The organism is Gilliamella sp. LMG 34361, assembly GCF_984569075.1.
The window spans coordinates 2209020-2226683 of record NZ_OZ474903.1; the positions used below are offsets into that span (position 1 = coordinate 2209020).

The following is a 17664-nucleotide window of genomic DNA, read 5'->3' on the forward strand; positions in this document are numbered from 1 at the left end:
GATTTAATCCCTTAAAACAAAACGATCTATACCTAACCATATACCAAGTAACAAATCGGATCCAGAGGTGTGACCATAATTCACTAAATTTTTTATTGATGAATGGTGATAATTATGTTTTTCAAATGATTTAATCACTTGTTGCACCAATAAAGAAAATTTTCCTTGCAGTGCATAAGTCAAAAAACTAACACTCACCTTAGTAGTTAATAAATCTAATGGCAATGGCTCAAAGGCTAATTTTAGTTGTCGCATTTGCGTGGTAAAACGATGATCGCCAGAAATAACTGCCAACATACCGACAATAATATCATCAAAACTTGGGGTTAAACCCGGTCCTAAACCAATAAACGGTGTAATATCATCAGCGTTGCCATTCATTAAATTATTCATAGTGCTACATAACATTTCAAGTTGCGGTGGATACTCGACACTTAAATTATTGCTCAATTCACCAAATAAACCGGTTGGTTGGTTAATTTGCTTTAACAGACTGGCAATATCGGATTTATTAATTAATGAATGACTTTTAAGAGTTAACTGACAAACATGTGTTGCAAGTGAAATGAGATATAGCCCAATTTGAAGTTCGCCTGTTGGTAATTGATAAAGCGGTATCTCACCATCCAATAAAAACGTTAAAAGGTCATCAAAATCAGATGATTTAAGCACCATGCCCATAGGCGATAAGCCACTATTATAACGATGAATGGTGATTAATCGCTGATTTGGAGTAATTAAATTAATAGTTTGCGGATGAGTACTAAAAAGTGACAACTCACCCGCTTCTATCGGAATATCTGCACTAACTAAAAGAGGTTTGATAATATGCGTTGCTTGCGCTATAGCACGCGGTTGAAAAAGCTCAACAGCGTGCATATTTGGTTGCGCCTGATTAATCGGCTTATTTAAGCATTCATCATCGGCATATAGCAAACTCATAATCTACACTTCTAGTTTTTTGGCTAATGCCTCGAGTGCTTTTTCAAAACAGGCTAACGGTGCTCTAACTGTTCCTGCGCCAATTTGACCTATACCGGCTTGTTTATGGGCAATACCAGTATTAATCAGTGGTGTGATCCCCGTTTCAACAACCAGACGAAGATCTAAGCCTAAACAGCATCCTTGAAAGTTCCATGTCGGAATTTGCAGCAACATATTATGTTCTAGATAAATTTCACTCATCTCTTCAGATACTTCAAATGCGGCATCTGTACCACCCGCGCCAACAAAGCGAGTTACTCCCGGCGCAGCGACCATCGCCGCACCGCCAATTCCAAAGGTTTCAGTGATGGCACTATCACCGATATCTGGGTTAGCATCTTGTTGCGAATAGCCGGTAAAGAACAGACCTTGCGGTGTATTCACTGGAGCGGTGAACCATTGATCGCCAAGTCCACTGACTTTAATACCAAATTCTTTACCATTACGCGTCATTGCGGTAACAATAGTCCCTTCTTTAATTTGCGCCGCGCTATCCATAATGGATTTACAAAATGCCATCGCCACATTTAAAAAGAACTGATCTGTCACGCTTAAAAAGCTAAAGATTTTTTCCATTTCTGCTTTACTGCGGTCAAGTAAAATTAATTTTGGAGAAAGTGTTCTTAATAATAACGCTGAAGCGGCAATATTACGTTGATGGAATTCATCGCCCATGGTAATCGCTTGTGCCATCAAAGCGGTTAAATCGATACCATTATCAAACAGCTTTAAAGCATCGTTTAAGGCTGGTCCTAATGACTCTTTCATCCAACGATGACGATCTAACACCTCTTGACCATAAGCACCAAAACGCATTACTTTACCAATACCTTCGTTTAAATTGCAGTAGGCGCAATTACCATGGGTTACATTTTCAACCACAATCATTGGCATATTGGCTGAGGTTATGCCCCCCATCGGACCAACCGCATTAACAGAGTGACAAGGAATAAATTCGACTTGGCCTGATTCTAATAACTGCAAAGCTTGTTTTTCATCTTGCGCCCAGCCTTCAAACAAGCAGGCACCGATACAAGCCCCCTGCATTGGTCCAGTCATATCATGCCAAACAATCGGCGGACCAGCATGTAAAAGTTTTTTACCTTGCGCTAAGGTTGGTACAGCTTCTTTCGCAGCAACAACACCTACCCAATGTGGTCTAGCCGCTTTAATTCTTTCAATAATTTTTTGGTTTGCTTCATTTATTGCGGTGCTTAACATATCAAAACCTCTTAATTTAATTTTTGCAAAATAGCCGCTAATTTTTTATTGCCGCCGGCTATTGGCGCCCATTGATAATGCACAACAGGAATATTCAATGATTGAAGATCTTCAGCAAAACTTCTCAAACCAGCATTGATTACACTAATATGACTTAATAAAGGGTAGTCTTTAGTTAAGTTGGTTGATTTAGTTGGTGTGATCAGTTTTTTTGCTAGCAAAATAGCTTCAGGCAAATTATTCATCACAACAATATTGGCTGCTTTTAATGCTTCGATTTGCTTGCTACGGCATTGTGGATCTTGTTCTGAACCGGTCACGGTCGCAATAGTAATCAGTGGATGATTTTCATCTCGCTTAGCACAGGCTTTTTGATAACCAGCAATCACTGATTCGGCTGGATCACCATTTGCACCATAGCCAATCACCAAATCCACAAGTAATACGCCAACATCAGGTTTATCACCTAACTGAGCGATCTCCTCTTCACGAATAGAAGGATCAATCATTGGATGAGGTTTACCCACCGTATAAAAATCATCACCTAAATCGATAATTTTATGCCCGTTTTGATCTAACATAATTCCTTTATCGTGGTGATGACTGGTGGTTAAACCGAGTTCCTGAGCAAGCAACATCGCCGCTTCGGAAGCTAAGGTTCCCCCAGTATATAAGCCAGTAATGGTTTTATTGGTCAAATTAGGCAGTTTACTGGCTGTCGCTTCAACAAGACTAAGTAAACAGGCTAATCGTGCGGCTTCATCGAGTGTTCTGGCAAAATAGATATTATCATCTTTAGGTTTATCAATTTTAGAGCCTAAAAATAGTGCTACCACAGGTTTATCAATTAACTTCATAGCCGAAATAACTTTTTCCCTAACACTTTCCGCAGGAGGTTTTGAGATAAAGGTAATGACTTGAGTTTTGGGATCAGCCGCTAACATTTTTAAAGCAGTGAGTGCACTAATTCCCCCAACTTCTAAAGATAAATCACGTCCTCCTAGGCCAATGGCTTGGGTAATTCCCTGATTTAATAAAGCGATTTGCGAAACCACCTCTTGAATACCAGTACCAGATGCCCCAATTACGCCAATATTTCCTTTAGGAATAACATTGGAAAACGCTAATGGTGCACCGGCAATAAATGCGGTTCCACAATCTGGTCCCATCACAATTAGATCTTTTTTAGCTGCTTTAGTTTTTAAACGGATTTCGTCTTCGATAGATACATTATCAGAGAAGATCATCACGTTTTTATTATCATCTAATGCCTGATCGGCTAACTCAGCGGCGTACTCACCAGCAATCGAAATTAAGACTAAATTTGCATCAGGTAATTTTTTTGTTGCACTGGTTAAGCGTCTAGCTTTAAGTAACTTGGCACCACCTTGTTGAGCTTGAGCAATATTTTTTAAAGCATCCTCAAGTTGTTGGCTAATTAGCTTGACAACATCATTAGAATCATCTTTGGTTTTTATGGCGACGCAAATATCATTTGGTGTCGCATCATTAAAGTCTTCACTCCAAAACCCTGTTGCGGTTAATAACGATTTATTGGCTGGAGTACCCATCATGACAGATACTTCTTCAACCTCATCAAGATTACTGAGTTTTTTCGATATCAACATCAAACTGACAGAATCTTGAAAGCTTCCCTTTTTTATAAAAGATTGAATCATGAGAACAGGCCTCTCAATTATGATAAATGCGATTAACTTTGAACTTTTTTAAGCTCATTATAAAAATCTAATAGTTAGATTGTATTTATATATTACGGAAAAAATGCACAATAAGCAGGTAATACATCAAGAAACATTAAGGTTATTAAAAGTATAATATTATTTAAAATCAGTATGATAAAAAATTATTAAAAAATTTTTTATAATAATAACGCCTTAATTTAATTAAATTTCACAAACATAAAAAAGCTAGTTTGATCACATTATTATTTGCTATTAATAGTATGGTAAACAAAAAAACATTTAAAATGATCGGTAATATCGAAATGATATGCGCAGTTAACATCAAAAATAGTCGATGTTAACAATGAAAGAGTTTTAAATAGCAGGTAAATATTTATGAATATTTTATACGATGATGTTGCTAATGCCGTTAAATGGCTATCTAGCTTTGGTGGTTTAGAACAAGGTGGTACTACCCGATTACTTTATACTGCAGAGTGGCTAGCTGCCCAAAAAGCCATCCAAGAAAGACTCTCACAATTTGGCATGAATACCTATTTCGATGATGTTGGCAACTTATATGGTCGATTTGAAGGTAGCAAATACAGAGATCAAGTTATCATGTCGGGATCGCATGTTGATACCGTGGTCAATGGCGGCAAACTCGATGGTCAACTTGGCATCATTGCCGCTATGCTTGCCATGAAATATCTTAAAGAAAATTACGGTCAACCATTACGCACTTTAGAACTTATCTCCATGGCCGAAGAAGAAGGCAGTCGCTTTCCTTATGTCTTTTGGGGAAGCAAAAACGTATTTGCCATTGCTAATAATGAGGATGTTGCCACTATCGAAGACAATAATGGTATTAAATTTGTCGACGCTATGCGCAACTGCGGATTCAAATTTAACAGCCAAAAAGCGCGTACCGATATCAAAGCCTTTTTAGAAATCCACATCGAACAAGGTGGTGTGCTAGAAAGAGAACAAAAAAGCATCGGGGTGGTTACCAGCATAGTGGGCCAACGTCGTTACAATATTCGTTTAATTGGTGAAGCTAATCATGCCGGCACCACGCCAATGAGCTATCGCAAAGATGCCATCTACGCCTTTAGCCGAATTTGTCATGAATCAATAAATAAAGCAATCAAAGTTGACGATCCGCTGGTATTAACCTTCGGTCATGTCGAGCCAAAACCGAATGTGGTTAATGTAGTTCCTGGTGAAGTGATGTTCACAATTGATTGCCGTCATACAGATCAAGCAGAACTGAAACAATTTACCGAAGAACTTGAAGGCGACATGGTGCGTATCGCCAAAGAGCTTGGTCTTAAAATCGAAATAAATCGTTGGATGGATGAAGCACCAATTCCTATGGATGATAAACTAATTAAAATGCTTGAAAACATCTGCAAACAAGAAAACCTAAGCTATCGCGTGATGCATAGCGGAGCAGGTCACGATTCGCAAATATTCGCACCACGAGTGCCAACCGCGATGTTATTTGTACCTAGCATCAAAGGCATTAGCCACAATCCAGCAGAGGACACTAAAACTGAAGATTTAGTCGAAGGAATAAAAGCATTAACTTACGCCCTTTATCAATTGGCTTATCAAGAATAATAAGGAAATAAAATGACAGAAAAAAAAGGTGGCATTCAGTACTGGCATAAAATCGTCGCTTTATTATTCCTTGGTTGGCTAGTCATGTGGATTTATCGTCCGGTTTTAGCGGCGATTTTTCCAGAAATTCAACAAACTGTGGGGCCACAGTCCAATACTGAGCTTGGTTTAATTGCTAGCTGTTACTTTTTTTCCTATACCTTAATGCAAATCCCTGCTGGGATCTTAGTCGATAAATATGGCAAAAAAGCCGTCGTTATTCCTGGTTTTATCCTCTTTACCATCGCTGCAATTATGATTGGTAATGCGCAGACCATGACGATGATCTATATCGGTAGTCTGCTCGCTGGTCTTGGTTGTGGATCTTATTATGGTTCGGCATGGTCACTTTCAGCTGAAAATATTCCTGCTGAAAATCGTAGCTTTGCTTCAGCTATTATCAATACTGGGGCAGCATTAGGTATGGGGGTTTGTTTGCTCTCTACCAGCTTTTTAGTTAAAGCCTTAGAAATGCCATGGCAATATATGCTCTATATTATTGCTGTACTAACACTCTGTTTAATCGCTGGATTTGCAATCATTATCAAAGAACCATCAGTCAAAACCGTTATTGCTCAGAAAAAACAGCAGAAACCAGATACAAATATTGCGCCAAAAGAAAAAAACAACTTTTTTACTAGCCCGATGGTAGCGTGTTACATCATGTACTTTGCGACATGTTATGGCTACTACATGGTGGTAAGCTGGTTACCAAATTTCCTAGAAACTGAACGTGGTTTTACGGGGGGAAGTATTGGTTCGGCATCATCATTAGTCGCATTTGCCGCCATTCCCGGTGCGCTGGTTATCAGCAAAATTTCGGATAAATTCCGATCTAAACGACTATTCTTTATTATTGTATTAGAACTGCTTTCTGCAATAACACTATTAATGGCAATCCAATCTTCCACCATTATCTTATTATTGATCGGTTTAATCCTCTATGGGTTATTTGGCAAGTTTGTGGTTGAACCAATTCTCATTTCACATGTGGCGGATATTGCGCCTAAAAACAGTTATGGTACAGCATTTGGGGTATTTAACTTCTTTGGTATGAGTTCATCAGTGATTGCACCACCATTGACCGGTTTTTTAGCAGATATAACTGGGACCAAAATTACAGGATTTTATGTTGCTATTGCAATCTTAGTTATTGCAACAGCCTTATTTTTCTTAATTAATTTGCGTAAACATATAACTAATTAATTACGTAAACTAGCAACTATTTATCGACAAGAAATGCGATAACTAGTTGACTGAAATTAGTATTTTAATGGCATATTTTACCTAAAATCTTTAGCATATGTTCCAAGGAGATCATTATGGGATATATCAATAATAACATCGGTTACCCAAAAGACCTGTTAGCATCCCGCGCAGTTATCAAACGTCAAAACTTCGCTTTAATTCCTCCAGATGGTTTAGTTAAAAATATAATTCCCGGTTTTGAAAACTGTGACATTACCATTTTAGCAACACCTAAACTTGGGGCTTCTTTTGTCGATTATCTTCTCACCATGTATCAAGGCGGTCAAAACTTGCAAGGATTTGGTGATGATGGCATTGAAGTATTCGCTTATGTAATTGAAGGTGAAGTTAGTGCTAAAGCTAATGAGCAAACATACCATCTACCAACTGGTGGCTATATCTATTGCCCCGCAGGCGTCAAACTCTTTTTACAAAATTTGACGGCTTCATCGCGTTTATTTTTATACAAACGCCGCTATAACCCTATTTCAGGATATCAAACCCGTCTGATTGCCAATCATATTCAACATCTTGAGCCGGTAAATTATGAAAATATGGATAACGTATTTATCCAAGACTTACTGCCTAAAGAGCTCGGGTTTGATATGAATTTCCATATTCTTACTTTTCTACCAGGCGCAAGTCATGGCTATATCGAAACCCATGTGCAAGAACATGGCGCTTATTTGCTGAGCGGTGAAGGTATGTACCTGCTTGATAATCAATGGATACCGGTCAAAAAGGATGACTACATTTTTATGGGTGCCTATGCTTTACAAGCTTGTTACGCTGTTGGCCAGCAGCCATTAAGTTACATCTACTCCAAAGATTGCCATCGTGATGTAGAACTCTAAACATGATAAAGGACACCGTATGGAACTCATAGTTATAGCATTAGGTGGTAATGCGATTTCGAAACGAAATGAATTACTCTCTATTAATAACCAATATCAAAATATCAACAGCACCACTAAATTTATTGCAAAACTAACTAATAAATATCGAATTGTCATTGTGCACGGCAACGGACCGCAAGTGGGACTACTTGCCCTACAAAATGCTAGTTATCCAAATGTGCCCGCTTACCCTCTTGATGTACTTGTTGCGCAAACACAAGGCATGTTAGGCTATATGATCCAGCGAAGCTTACAGCAACATGACAATGTCAACCAAGTTGCCTGTGTATTAACGCAAGTCGAGGTGGACAGTAACGACCCCTCATTTAAAGATCCTACCAAATATATAGGGCCAGTATATCAATTAGAAGAACAACAAAAGCTCCAAGCTCAATATGGCTGGCAATTTAAGCAAGATGGCAAATACCTGCGTCGAGTTGTTGCATCCCCAAAACCACAAAAAATTATTGAGCTTGATACCATTAAAGAACTTGTCAACCAAGATACTATCGTTATCTGCAATGGTGGCGGAGGCATTCCAGTAATTAAAGATAAATCGGGTTACAAAGGTATTGAGGCAGTGATTGACAAAGATCATAGCGCCGCACAACTCGCCATTGAACTAAAAGCCGACCATTTAATGATCTTAACAGATACTGACGCCGTATATGAAAACTGGGGGACACCACAGCAAACTGCTTTAGGCAAAGTCGATACCAAACAAATACAACCAATGGCAATTGATGACGGCGCTATGGGGCCTAAAATAAAATCAGTCATTGAATTTGTTCAGCAAACCGGTAACACCGCTTATATCGGCAACTTAACCGATATTGAATCGCTATTAGCACAAACCAAAGGCACCATCATCACACAATAGCGCAAAATCTAAATAGCCATAACCGATAGCGTGGCGAGGAGTTTTAATATGAGACTAGACAGACAAACACTACACAACTTAATTGCCAAAAAGTTACATAAAGCGGGATTAACTCAAGAGCATGCGGATATCGCCGCTGACACGCTAGCATTTGCCGATGCACGAGGCATTCACTCACATGGTGCAGTGCGAGTTGAATACTACGCTGAGCGCATTGCCAAAGGAGGCATGACTGCCTATCCTAATGTCAACTATAAACAGACTGGTCCATCGTCAGCAATATTAGATTTTGATAATGGTTGCGGTTTAGTTGCCGCTAAAGTTGGTATGGACAAAGCGATAGAAATGGCTCAAAAAAATGGCGTTGCCGTAGTAGGAATTCGTCGAATGTCACATAGTGGCTCGCTTTGCTACTTTACCGAAATGGCTGCTAAACAAAACTTAGTCGCCATATCCATGTGCCAGTCCGACCCAATGGCTGTCCCCTATGGCGGCGCCGAAGAGTTTTTTGGTACCAATCCTATCGCTTTTGCTGCACCGACTAACGATGAGCGTGTTGTTTCGTTCGACATGGCAACCACAGTTCAAGCATGGGGAAAAGTCTTATACGCAAGATCTAAAGGCGCTGCAATCCCACCAACCTGGGCGGTTGATGAACATGGTGAACCCACAACCGATCCCTACAAAGTAAATGCCCTATTACCAATCGCTGATGCTAAAGGTTATGGTTTAATGATGATGGTAGATGTGCTTTCTGGCATCCTACTTGGCTTGCCATTTGGCAAAAACGTCTCATCAATGTATGCCGACCTTTCTAAAGGCCGAAACCTTGGTCATCTGCATATTGTGATCAATCCAAAATATTTTATCGGCCTAGATATTTTTAAACAAACTATGTCCGCTATGCTAGACCAACTAAAACAAGCTAAACCAGCCAAAGGCGTTAGTGAAGTCTTTTTTCCCGGCGAAAGAAGCAAAAAACGCGAAGCCGATTATTTAAAAAATGGCATAGAGATTGTTGATGATATTTATAATTATTTAATTAGTGACGATATTCATTATAATCGTTATGATCATAAAAATAAGTTTGCGCAATAGACTTGGAATGACAAAAACCCCATCCCTCTATTTTTTTGAGGGACGAGGAGCTCTGCCTGCTCGGCAGCGAGTAAAACAGTGAAGAATGGGAAAACCTCCGACTATTTCTTAACTGCCTACACGGCAGTGAACTGGAGATAAAGCACATATTGAGCTTTTTGCAATTTCTCAACTGCCTATACGGCAGGGAACTACGCAATACATACTATAAACATTATTTGAAAAAAGGCAAAGCGCAATTTTTGTTTTAAAAACACTTTTTTAAGTGGTTTTTTAGTATACTGATTTTTAATGGTTTTTTGGGTCAAGAGAAAGTTAACAATAAATGAAATTTAAATTCAAAAACCCCGTTCCTCAACTTTTTTGCTTTAATAAACATCTCTCCTCAAAATGTTTGATAGTTCATCAATTCTCTATGTTATGATTGAATAAAATCAAGATAGTTTTTCGTTATTTGATTGCCTTGAGGCTTTAAAATTGAAACATTTTCTCGTTTACTTTCATCCCAATGAAATAATTATCATCAGCTTAACAAGTATGGTTAATTTGAGTGATAAATTAGTTCGATATCCAACTGAAAAGATTAAAGAAATTAACATTAAGAAAGGTTAATTTAAAAACAAACTACATCTTGTAATAAATAATATATTTTTTACCATTCTTAATCGTTTTCTTTTAGTTAAATGGCAAAATCAAAATTTAAAAAATATTTTAAATACCTATCGTTTTTTTGAAAGTGATAAGAATAATTTTTCTCCTTTGATTTAGTTCTGTTAGCTAAACTTGCATATTTCTATTTTCTAGTTTAATTTATCGTCACTAACCAATTCACTTTTTGAGATGTAAAATGACGATATCATTTAAAGAACAACAACAAAGGATCAATTTTGTTAAACAATTTTTTGCTGATAAATTAGCCAATAACCTATCACTGATTGAGGTTCAAGCACCACTTTTAAGTCAAATTGGCGATGGCGTTCAAGATAATTTATCTGGCACTGAAAAGGCCGTTCAAGTTAATATTAAGAGTATTGCTAATGCAAAATTTGAAGTGGTGCATTCATTAGCAAAATGGAAACGCAAAATCTTGAGCCAACATAATTTTCCGATTGGTGAAGGTATTTATACCAATATGAAGGCACTACGCCCTGATGAAGATAAACTCTCTCCTATTCACTCTGTTTATGTCGATCAATGGGATTGGGAAAAAGTAATCAGTCCTGAAGATCGCAATTTAGCTTATTTAAAGCAAACTGTTGAGAAGATTTATAGCGCGATCAAAATAACCGAAAAAGCAGTTTCAGAAAAATATCATCTTTCTTGTTTTTTACCTGAAACAATCACTTTTATGGATAGTGAGCAGTTGTTAAAACGTTATCCACATTTATCACCAAAAGAGCGGGAAAATGCAATTACGAAGGAATTAGGCGCCGTATTTTTAATTGGTATTGGTGGTGAATTATCAAATAATGAAAAACATGATGTGCGTGCTCCGGATTATGATGATTGGAGCAGCGATAATGAAATGGGTTCGAAAGGTTTAAATGGTGATATTTTAGTATGGAATCCAGTGTTAAATAGTGGTTTTGAAATCTCATCAATGGGTATTCGTGTCGATCCAGAAACGTTAAAACGCCAATTAAAATTAACCAATAATGAAGATCGCTTACAATATGCTTGGCACAAAGCGTTAGCCAATGGTGATTTTTTGCAGACAATTGGAGGGGGAATTGGGCAATCTCGATTGATAATGCTGCTTTTACAACAACAGCATATTGGCCAAGTCCAAGCTAGTGTTTGGGATGATACAACTAAACAAAATTATCAACAACTTTTGTAATTCATATACAGCATACTTTACTTCAACCGGTAAAGTATGCTTTTAGTAACTTTTATCTAATCCCATTTGCCAAAAACCAGCCACAAGTTGAGTTGCTTATTTAAATATTTGAGCTAATTGTTCAAATCGGCTGGTATCTATACTTAATAAGCGTTCATTAATCCATGCAATTTCAGTTTGCATTGCTTGTTGAAATTTTTTACTAGCATACATATTGATCCAAGTGTGATAAGAGGTATTTTCGGCATCAAACCAATGCTAAAACCAATTGGCGCTCATACCATAACCAATTAAACAAGGCACTAAGACAATATGTAAATCTAATAAATCACCTTTTAATCCATCATCAATCACGTATCTTATATATTCCCTATTAGCTTTGGCTTCTTTTAATGTACTCAATTCATGTTCAGTAATTTGCCATTTTTTGCAATATTCAATATGTAAATCAAGTTCAATTTCGACAATGGTCTTTAAACTCTTTAATGATTGTCGTATTTGAATCAGATCATGACTTTGATATACAGAAAGCCCCCAAGCTCAAGAAAAGTTAATTAAAAAAAGATAATCTTGTTTTAGATAGTGTTGGAAGCAAGCTAAATCTAATGTTCACTCTCCTAATTGTTAAATAAAATCATGCTGAATATAGCAATCACTCTTACAAGATTTAATAAGTGCGTTAAACGATAGTATATGGACTCCCTTCTAAACAAATTAATATCAAGGAGTAACAGACTTGCAGAAAAAATGTGTTGTAAACTTCCTTCGTCGGTGTTAACTGAATCAGGTTCAACGGGTTTAATCTCAGCCTAGGGCACACCAGTTTAACAATTATTTAATAGATGAAATAGATAAGAAGGAACTTATTATTTAATCCTTCTTTTTAATTATTAACTATTCAGTTTTTTGTTCAATTTTTGACTCCTGATTTTCTGTAGATGATGGTGCAGAAGTTTGAACTTTTTCACTCTCAGTTTGAGTTGAGACTGGAGCTGGGGCTGAATCTGAAGCAGGAGCTTGACTCGAAGCCGGAACGTTACTTAAATTGGGTTCATTACTATCTTTTGGCGTTGTAGAGTTTGGCGCGATTGATGACTCGGCCGGTGTTTTTGGTTCCTCTTTAGTTACTTCATTGGAACTATGTCGGGCCCGAATATAGACAATGTTTTGTTGACCGCGATCACATGATCCAACAATTTTACCTTCTAGGTTCTGTTCATTTTGGTCTGATGGAACTAGTTTTAATTGGAAACTGTCTTCATTAACACCGTTATTTTTGATTTTTTCGGCGATATTTGCCCTGATTTCATCACAATTTGATGCAGATGCAACCACAGGAAGGCCCAACAATAAAACTAACGCTAACTTTTTCATACTCTTTCCTTAATGTCATTTAAGATTAATGCATTATAGAATGATTAATTAAACTGTCTATATCGTTTTAAGCAACGCATAAATATATGTTATCAATAGATTTAAAAAAGTTCGCTTAATAACAATTAGTTGAATTTTACCTTAATTACGATCTTGTTGTTCAATTGATTTTAATTTATCTAAAACCCATGACCGAATATCGGACAATTCTGCTTCAGATAATCGATTAACAAAATCTCTTTTTTCGTGGAGATGTTTGCGATCTTCTTCTGTCAAAACCACACCTTTTAAATTTAATAATACCTCTTTACGGTACATAGAATAGATAAAATCTTTTATCAATTCATCAGAAAGATTAATGTCAGCCATTTTGATTTCCTTATTTTATTGAGCTTATCTAATTAATGCCATCATTTGTAATTTCAAAGATAAATCCAGACCAAAAAGTAGACCGACTTTAACTATAATCTAATCGCTATTAGATAACAATGGTTGAACCAGACAAAAAACCGATAAGTTAGCGATTAATATAATTACTGAAGTTTAAATTATTCACTTTATTATTTGATAAGTATTTAACAAACCTGTTGATAACTAAATAACGATATGATTATTAATGTTTTAATATCATGGTTAAATTTTAACCACCAAAATTTTACTCTTATATTAGCTAAAGTAATCAAGTCCATTTGATAATATTTGATTAAATAATAAAAGATAAAAAAAGCAGCATAACATTTGCAATATGCTGCATAAATAACACAAAGAATCGAAAACAAGAAAAAACTTATAAAGCAGTGAAGAAAGCGATTAAACCAAATAATACGCCTGGAGAGTTAGCTATCGCAATTGGCCAATCCTTTTTTTGTTGTAATAAACCATAACAGACCCATAAAGAGCAGTTGATTGCGGCCGCTAAAGGTTGAGTTGGATTGGTTTTGAGTCCATGAAGATTATCGATAATTTGTGGGATATAAGACACGTACATACCTAATGATGCAATAGTTGCAATAACACCCAAATAGTGAAAAGCCTTTGGCGAAAGATTCAAAATCAACCTACCTGCTTAAATATGAATGAAGCGAATAATCTAACATATATCACAAACGAGTTAAACCTTGTTATATCTTGGCTCCAGATAATTTTTTGTAAATAAAATGATAAAATATTTTAGTTCAATTTACTTTTGACAAATAAAACAACAGCATTATTTGCTGTTGACTGTTTAATTAGTGATTTCATCTAATTTTGCAAGCAATATACTTGTAATAAAGTAAAATGATTATTGTTACAACTTTGCGGCTATTTTGAGACCATAACTAAGATTTTAGCGATTGAAGCTGCTGACGCAAATGATAGCACCTCTTTAGCTACAGGTAGTAGAATGGCAACAAATATACCCGATTTTCTTAGTGCAAGAGCGTTTACTTTAATTGACGCATCCATGCAAATTTACTAAACGGTTAATATTGGTACTAAACCTGTGATGAGTCCATTTGTAAAAGATCCAAAATATTTTCCCGTTCCTAGTGAAAAGGTGTATAAACGTCCTTTTATAATTAACATTATTCACATCATTACATCCCGAAATTTTTTAATGCATGGTTTTATTTTCATACCACCAGCTTTATTTTTTATAATTTGAATAATTGTTTTACACTTTTTATCTGCTTAGAATCTAAATCACTGCCAAAATTCCTTGATTTGGCATCTAAATAACCGTATTTCTCGGCGACTGCTGCTTTTATTGTTGTCACAAAATCATCACCAATGTTATAGATATTTGATAAACGGCTTATTTCTTTTTGTAATAGTTGGAGCTGTTTGAAATCGTTTTCTTTAAACGCTTTTACTATACATGCAAATAGTTCGGGCACGACGTTATTTAAACCAGATAGAACACCCGCACCACCATTAAGTAAATTCGGAATGAAATATTCATCAAAACCAGCAAATACCGAAAAATCGTTACGGATTGCTTGAGAAGCAAGCACAATGGAACGAGTGTGAGAAGCACAATCAATTGTATCTTTAATACCAATAAATCTTGGACAATTCACCATCAGTTTTGAAACAAGTTTTGCATCAACATCACAGCCAGTACGAGCAGGAAAATTGTAAATAAACCAATCACCAAGAAATCTAGAATTTAGGTATTTGTAATATTCATATAATTGATTAGCTGTCTGTGCCAAATAGTAGTGTGGTAATGCCATTACCGCTGGATATCCTGCATCATATGCAGCATCCGCTAAACGGATCATGTCATCAACTACGGTGGTAGAAACATTGACAATTAACGGTAAATGTGTGAACTGATGAGCGTGTTTGATAATAGCTAATCGTTCGTTGATGCTTAATGTCGCAAACTCACCAATTGTGCCCATAACCAAAATACCATTGATTTTTGCATCAGTTAACATTTGGTAGTGTTTTTCCATAGCAGCAAAGTCAATTTTATTTTTGTTATTAAATGGTGTGATAGCCGGGCAAATTGCTCCCGAAAACTTAAGTGATTTTTTCATAGTGGCATCCTTATTTTTACACCAATATATTGAAATATAATAAATCCAATTACAACAGCGTTACTATTTAATCAATTAGAAAATTACTCAACCATATTTTTTAGTTAATGTGATCAAGATCACCGAATTAAATCTAAAATGAATAAAATAGGTGATTGTAAAAAATAATAGATAGATTTAGACTAATTTAAATTCAATATATTGGTGTAAAATGTATGAATAAAATATCGCAAACGCCAGCCATTGATAAAGCCACGCTAATTTTGAAATTTATTGCTCATAATGGTGGGGTGACATATACGCAAATTTATCAAGGCCTTTGTTTACCGCAAAGTTCTTCGTCATTGATCTTGAAAAGTATGGTGACTAATGGTTTATTACGACAAAAAGGAAATAAGTATTTTTTAGGGCTTAATCTGTATGAATTTGGTAATAAAGCAATTGAGCAATTTAATATTAAGGATTTAGCTCTTGAACCACTCTCTTTTTTGCGGGATAAAACACAGTTGGCTTGTCATTTAGGTATTTTGGATGGTGATGCTGCAATCTATTTAGCTAAAATTGAGAGCGATAATGCGATACAAATTAAAAGTTGGTTAGGTCGTCGATTATCTTTACATAGTTCGGCATTAGGTAAGGTACTGTTAGCTTGGTTACCGGAACAACGTATTGATGATCTGTTTCCTAGTGAACAGTTGCCAATTAAAACTAAAAATACCATAGCAACTAAAACTGATTATAAAAAGGCATTGCAATTCGTAAGAAAGCAAGGTTGGGCATTTGATGATGGCGAAGACTTTGATGAGGTAACTTGCTTAGCCGCTCCGATTTTTGATAAGCATGGTAATGTTATCGCCGCAATGAGTACCTCAGGAATAAGATTTCAAATGCCGCAAGAACGAATTGCTGAATTTACAGAATATTTGTTGATCGCAGCAAACATGTTAACTAAGAAAATAATTGGCTAGTTATCATATAAGACCTTTTTCAACGACCATATCTAGCAATTATAGTTGAAAAAGGTTTTTGTTAAGTTATGAAAGGCTAGTTTGTTTGGTCTCTTTACCAAGAAATAGTATTGCTAAGATAGCTACCAAAATTGATAAGCTAAATAAACCAAATATCATGCTAACACTAATTTGATTAGCCATTAAAAACCCAACCATTAATGGGCCTAATATGCCGCCAATTCGGCCTATTGAGGCAGCCATGCCAGCACCAGTTGCACGAATATTAGTGGTATATTGTTCTGGCGTGTAGGCATGCTCCCCAAGCACCTAGGTTGAAAAATGATAGTAATGCGCCACTAGGTTTATTGAGTCAGCAATACAAAATAAATACGCACTGATCAAGGTTCCGAATAAATACGCTATTAATACCCATTTTCGCCCTACTCGTTCGATCAACCAAGCAACGGTAAAATAACCTGGTAATTGCGCTAGAGTCATCATGAAAATGTAGCCAAAACTTTTTACCATATCAAAGCCTTTATGCATCATCACGCTTGGTAACCATAAGAACATGCCATAATATGAAAACACCACACAAAACCAAACAATCCATAACATTATCGTCTGACGACAAAATGAGCTCGATAGTAGCGATTGTAGTTTTTTGATGATGGGTTCTTTTTGAGCATTATAATCTTGATATGAATGTGAATCAGGTAAGTTGAAGCGTAGGTAAAGGGCATAAAATGCCGGTATTGCACATAAGATCATTGCGCCTCGCCAACCGACTGCTGGTAGAGGAATTAAAAAGTATGCGATTAAGGCTGCTAAAATCCAACCTACGGCCCAAAAGTTCTCAAGTAATACCACAACGAGCCCACGCACCTGAGGTTCAACACTTTCACTCACAAGTATTGATGCCACTGGCAGTTCACCACCTAAGCCCATACCAATGAAGAATATTAAAATCAGTAAGCTACCTAGTCCCCAAGCAAAAGCCCTTAAACCGCTGGCAATACTGAACATTAATAAAGTGAATAAAAAAGCAGATTTATGCCCTTTTTTATCGGCATAAATACCAAATAAAAAGGCACCAACAGCCATACCAATTGAGTTAACACTACCGATCCAACCAAGTTGTGCGGGTGTGAGACCCCAATCTTGTTTTAAAGCAGCTAATATGAAGGATAATAATCCAACGTCCATTGCATCAAAAAGCCAGCCTGTACCAGCAATAAGCAATAATTTGTTTGTAGATAATAGTGCGGTTTTTGAACTTTCCATAATAAATTAACCAATAAAAT

Annotated in this window: 15 protein-coding genes, 2 pseudogenes and 1 riboswitch; of the genes and pseudogenes, 7 read left to right on the top strand and 10 right to left on the bottom strand. The window is 36.4% G+C overall.

The genetic code is table 11. From position 1 onward, the window contains the following. Positions 1–3: 3 nt before the first annotated feature. From AC5LXI_RS10460 to AC5LXI_RS10470, 3 genes are read right to left on the bottom strand one after another with little or no spacing between them, the layout of a single operon-like run. Positions 4–942: an oxamate carbamoyltransferase subunit AllH family protein gene (locus tag AC5LXI_RS10460; protein WP_493442262.1), complete on the bottom strand. Its 939-nt coding sequence runs from the start codon at positions 940–942 to the stop codon at positions 4–6. A gap of 3 nt (positions 943–945) precedes the next feature. Then, entirely contained in the window at positions 946–2205 is a 1260-nt protein-coding gene (locus tag AC5LXI_RS10465; protein WP_493442263.1) for a YlbE family protein, read from the bottom strand. Positions 2206–2216: 11 nt separating this feature from the next. Further along, the gene (locus tag AC5LXI_RS10470; RefSeq protein ID WP_493442264.1) at positions 2217–3884 is read right to left on the bottom strand and encodes an acyl-CoA synthetase FdrA; all 1668 of its coding nucleotides are present in this window, start codon (positions 3882–3884) and stop codon (positions 2217–2219) included. Between the two features lie 399 nt (positions 3885–4283). Here AC5LXI_RS10470 and allC point away from each other — a divergent pair, with 399 nt between their 5' ends. The 6 genes from allC (at position 4284) to asnA (ending at position 11511) form a co-directional block, all read left to right on the top strand. Further along, the gene (gene allC / locus AC5LXI_RS10475) at positions 4284–5510 is read left to right on the top strand and encodes an allantoate deiminase (RefSeq protein ID WP_493442265.1); all 1227 of its coding nucleotides are present in this window, start codon (positions 4284–4286) and stop codon (positions 5508–5510) included. 12 nt (positions 5511–5522) lie between these two features. Continuing rightward, positions 5523–6755 (top strand): MFS transporter, encoded by a 1233-nt coding sequence (locus AC5LXI_RS10480; RefSeq protein ID WP_493442266.1) that lies wholly within the window; start codon positions 5523–5525, stop codon positions 6753–6755. Between the two features lie 116 nt (positions 6756–6871). Continuing rightward, entirely contained in the window at positions 6872–7651 is a 780-nt protein-coding gene (gene allE, locus AC5LXI_RS10485) for a (S)-ureidoglycine aminohydrolase (RefSeq protein ID WP_493442267.1), read from the top strand. A gap of 19 nt (positions 7652–7670) precedes the next feature. After that, the gene (locus tag AC5LXI_RS10490) at positions 7671–8573 is read left to right on the top strand and encodes a carbamate kinase (RefSeq protein ID WP_493442268.1); all 903 of its coding nucleotides are present in this window, start codon (positions 7671–7673) and stop codon (positions 8571–8573) included. Between the two features lie 48 nt (positions 8574–8621). Then, positions 8622–9671, top strand: a complete 1050-nt coding sequence (allD, locus tag AC5LXI_RS10495; protein ID WP_493442269.1) for an ureidoglycolate dehydrogenase — start codon at positions 8622–8624, stop codon at positions 9669–9671. Between the two features lie 847 nt (positions 9672–10518). Beyond that, positions 10519–11511: an aspartate--ammonia ligase gene (gene asnA / locus AC5LXI_RS10500; RefSeq protein ID WP_493442270.1), complete on the top strand. Its 993-nt coding sequence runs from the start codon at positions 10519–10521 to the stop codon at positions 11509–11511. Positions 11512–11769: 258 nt separating this feature from the next. Here asnA and AC5LXI_RS10505 read toward each other — a convergent pair. The 6 genes and pseudogenes from AC5LXI_RS10505 to AC5LXI_RS10530 form a co-directional block, all read right to left on the bottom strand. After that, positions 11770–12108, bottom strand: a pseudogene (locus AC5LXI_RS10505) (thiaminase II/PqqC family protein); the annotation flags it as partial. Positions 12109–12254: 146 nt separating this feature from the next. Next, positions 12255–12343, bottom strand: a riboswitch (TPP riboswitch). A gap of 62 nt (positions 12344–12405) precedes the next feature. Further along, a complete protein-coding gene (locus AC5LXI_RS10510; protein ID WP_493442271.1) occupies positions 12406–12885 on the bottom strand; it encodes a DUF1161 domain-containing protein in 480 nt (159 codons plus the stop codon). Between the two features lie 141 nt (positions 12886–13026). Next, positions 13027–13254 (bottom strand): hypothetical protein, encoded by a 228-nt coding sequence (locus AC5LXI_RS10515; RefSeq protein ID WP_493442272.1) that lies wholly within the window; start codon positions 13252–13254, stop codon positions 13027–13029. A gap of 418 nt (positions 13255–13672) precedes the next feature. After that, positions 13673–13936 carry a SemiSWEET family transporter gene (locus tag AC5LXI_RS10520; protein WP_493442273.1) on the bottom strand — a complete coding sequence of 88 codons (264 nt, stop codon included), beginning with the start codon at positions 13934–13936 and terminating at the stop codon, positions 13673–13675. Between the two features lie 251 nt (positions 13937–14187). Beyond that, the gene (locus tag AC5LXI_RS10525) at positions 14188–14331 is read right to left on the bottom strand and encodes a hypothetical protein (RefSeq protein ID WP_493442274.1); all 144 of its coding nucleotides are present in this window, start codon (positions 14329–14331) and stop codon (positions 14188–14190) included. Between the two features lie 188 nt (positions 14332–14519). Then, positions 14520–15410: a dihydrodipicolinate synthase family protein gene (locus AC5LXI_RS10530; protein WP_493442275.1), complete on the bottom strand. Its 891-nt coding sequence runs from the start codon at positions 15408–15410 to the stop codon at positions 14520–14522. A gap of 215 nt (positions 15411–15625) precedes the next feature. On the opposite strand from AC5LXI_RS10530, the gene AC5LXI_RS10535 reads away from it, so the two are divergent. Then, positions 15626–16378 carry an IclR family transcriptional regulator gene (locus AC5LXI_RS10535; RefSeq protein ID WP_493442276.1) on the top strand — a complete coding sequence of 251 codons (753 nt, stop codon included), beginning with the start codon at positions 15626–15628 and terminating at the stop codon, positions 16376–16378. Positions 16379–16444: 66 nt separating this feature from the next. On the opposite strand, the pseudogene AC5LXI_RS10540 reads toward AC5LXI_RS10535, so the two are convergent. Continuing rightward, positions 16445–17644, bottom strand: a pseudogene (locus AC5LXI_RS10540) (MFS transporter). Positions 17645–17664: the final 20 nt, after the last annotated feature.

Bases quoted from the DNA above. Each gene is read 5' to 3' on its own strand.
- AC5LXI_RS10460 (WP_493442262.1), bottom strand. From the start codon at position 942: ATGAGTTTGCTATATGCCGATGATGAATGCTTAAATAAGCCGATTAAT.
- AC5LXI_RS10465 (WP_493442263.1), bottom strand. From the start codon at position 2,205: ATGTTAAGCACCGCAATAAATGAAGCAAACCAAAAAATTATTGAAAGA.
- AC5LXI_RS10470 (WP_493442264.1), bottom strand. From the start codon at position 3,884: ATGATTCAATCTTTTATAAAAAAGGGAAGCTTTCAAGATTCTGTCAGT.
- allC (WP_493442265.1), top strand. From the start codon at position 4,284: ATGAATATTTTATACGATGATGTTGCTAATGCCGTTAAATGGCTATCT.
- AC5LXI_RS10480 (WP_493442266.1), top strand. From the start codon at position 5,523: ATGACAGAAAAAAAAGGTGGCATTCAGTACTGGCATAAAATCGTCGCT.
- allE (WP_493442267.1), top strand. From the start codon at position 6,872: ATGGGATATATCAATAATAACATCGGTTACCCAAAAGACCTGTTAGCA.
- AC5LXI_RS10490 (WP_493442268.1), top strand. From the start codon at position 7,671: ATGGAACTCATAGTTATAGCATTAGGTGGTAATGCGATTTCGAAACGA.
- allD (WP_493442269.1), top strand. From the start codon at position 8,622: ATGAGACTAGACAGACAAACACTACACAACTTAATTGCCAAAAAGTTA.
- asnA (WP_493442270.1), top strand. From the start codon at position 10,519: ATGACGATATCATTTAAAGAACAACAACAAAGGATCAATTTTGTTAAA.
- AC5LXI_RS10510 (WP_493442271.1), bottom strand. From the start codon at position 12,885: ATGAAAAAGTTAGCGTTAGTTTTATTGTTGGGCCTTCCTGTGGTTGCA.
- AC5LXI_RS10515 (WP_493442272.1), bottom strand. From the start codon at position 13,254: ATGGCTGACATTAATCTTTCTGATGAATTGATAAAAGATTTTATCTAT.
- AC5LXI_RS10525 (WP_493442274.1), bottom strand. From the start codon at position 14,331: ATGGATGCGTCAATTAAAGTAAACGCTCTTGCACTAAGAAAATCGGGT.
- AC5LXI_RS10530 (WP_493442275.1), bottom strand. From the start codon at position 15,410: ATGAAAAAATCACTTAAGTTTTCGGGAGCAATTTGCCCGGCTATCACA.
- AC5LXI_RS10535 (WP_493442276.1), top strand. From the start codon at position 15,626: ATGAATAAAATATCGCAAACGCCAGCCATTGATAAAGCCACGCTAATT.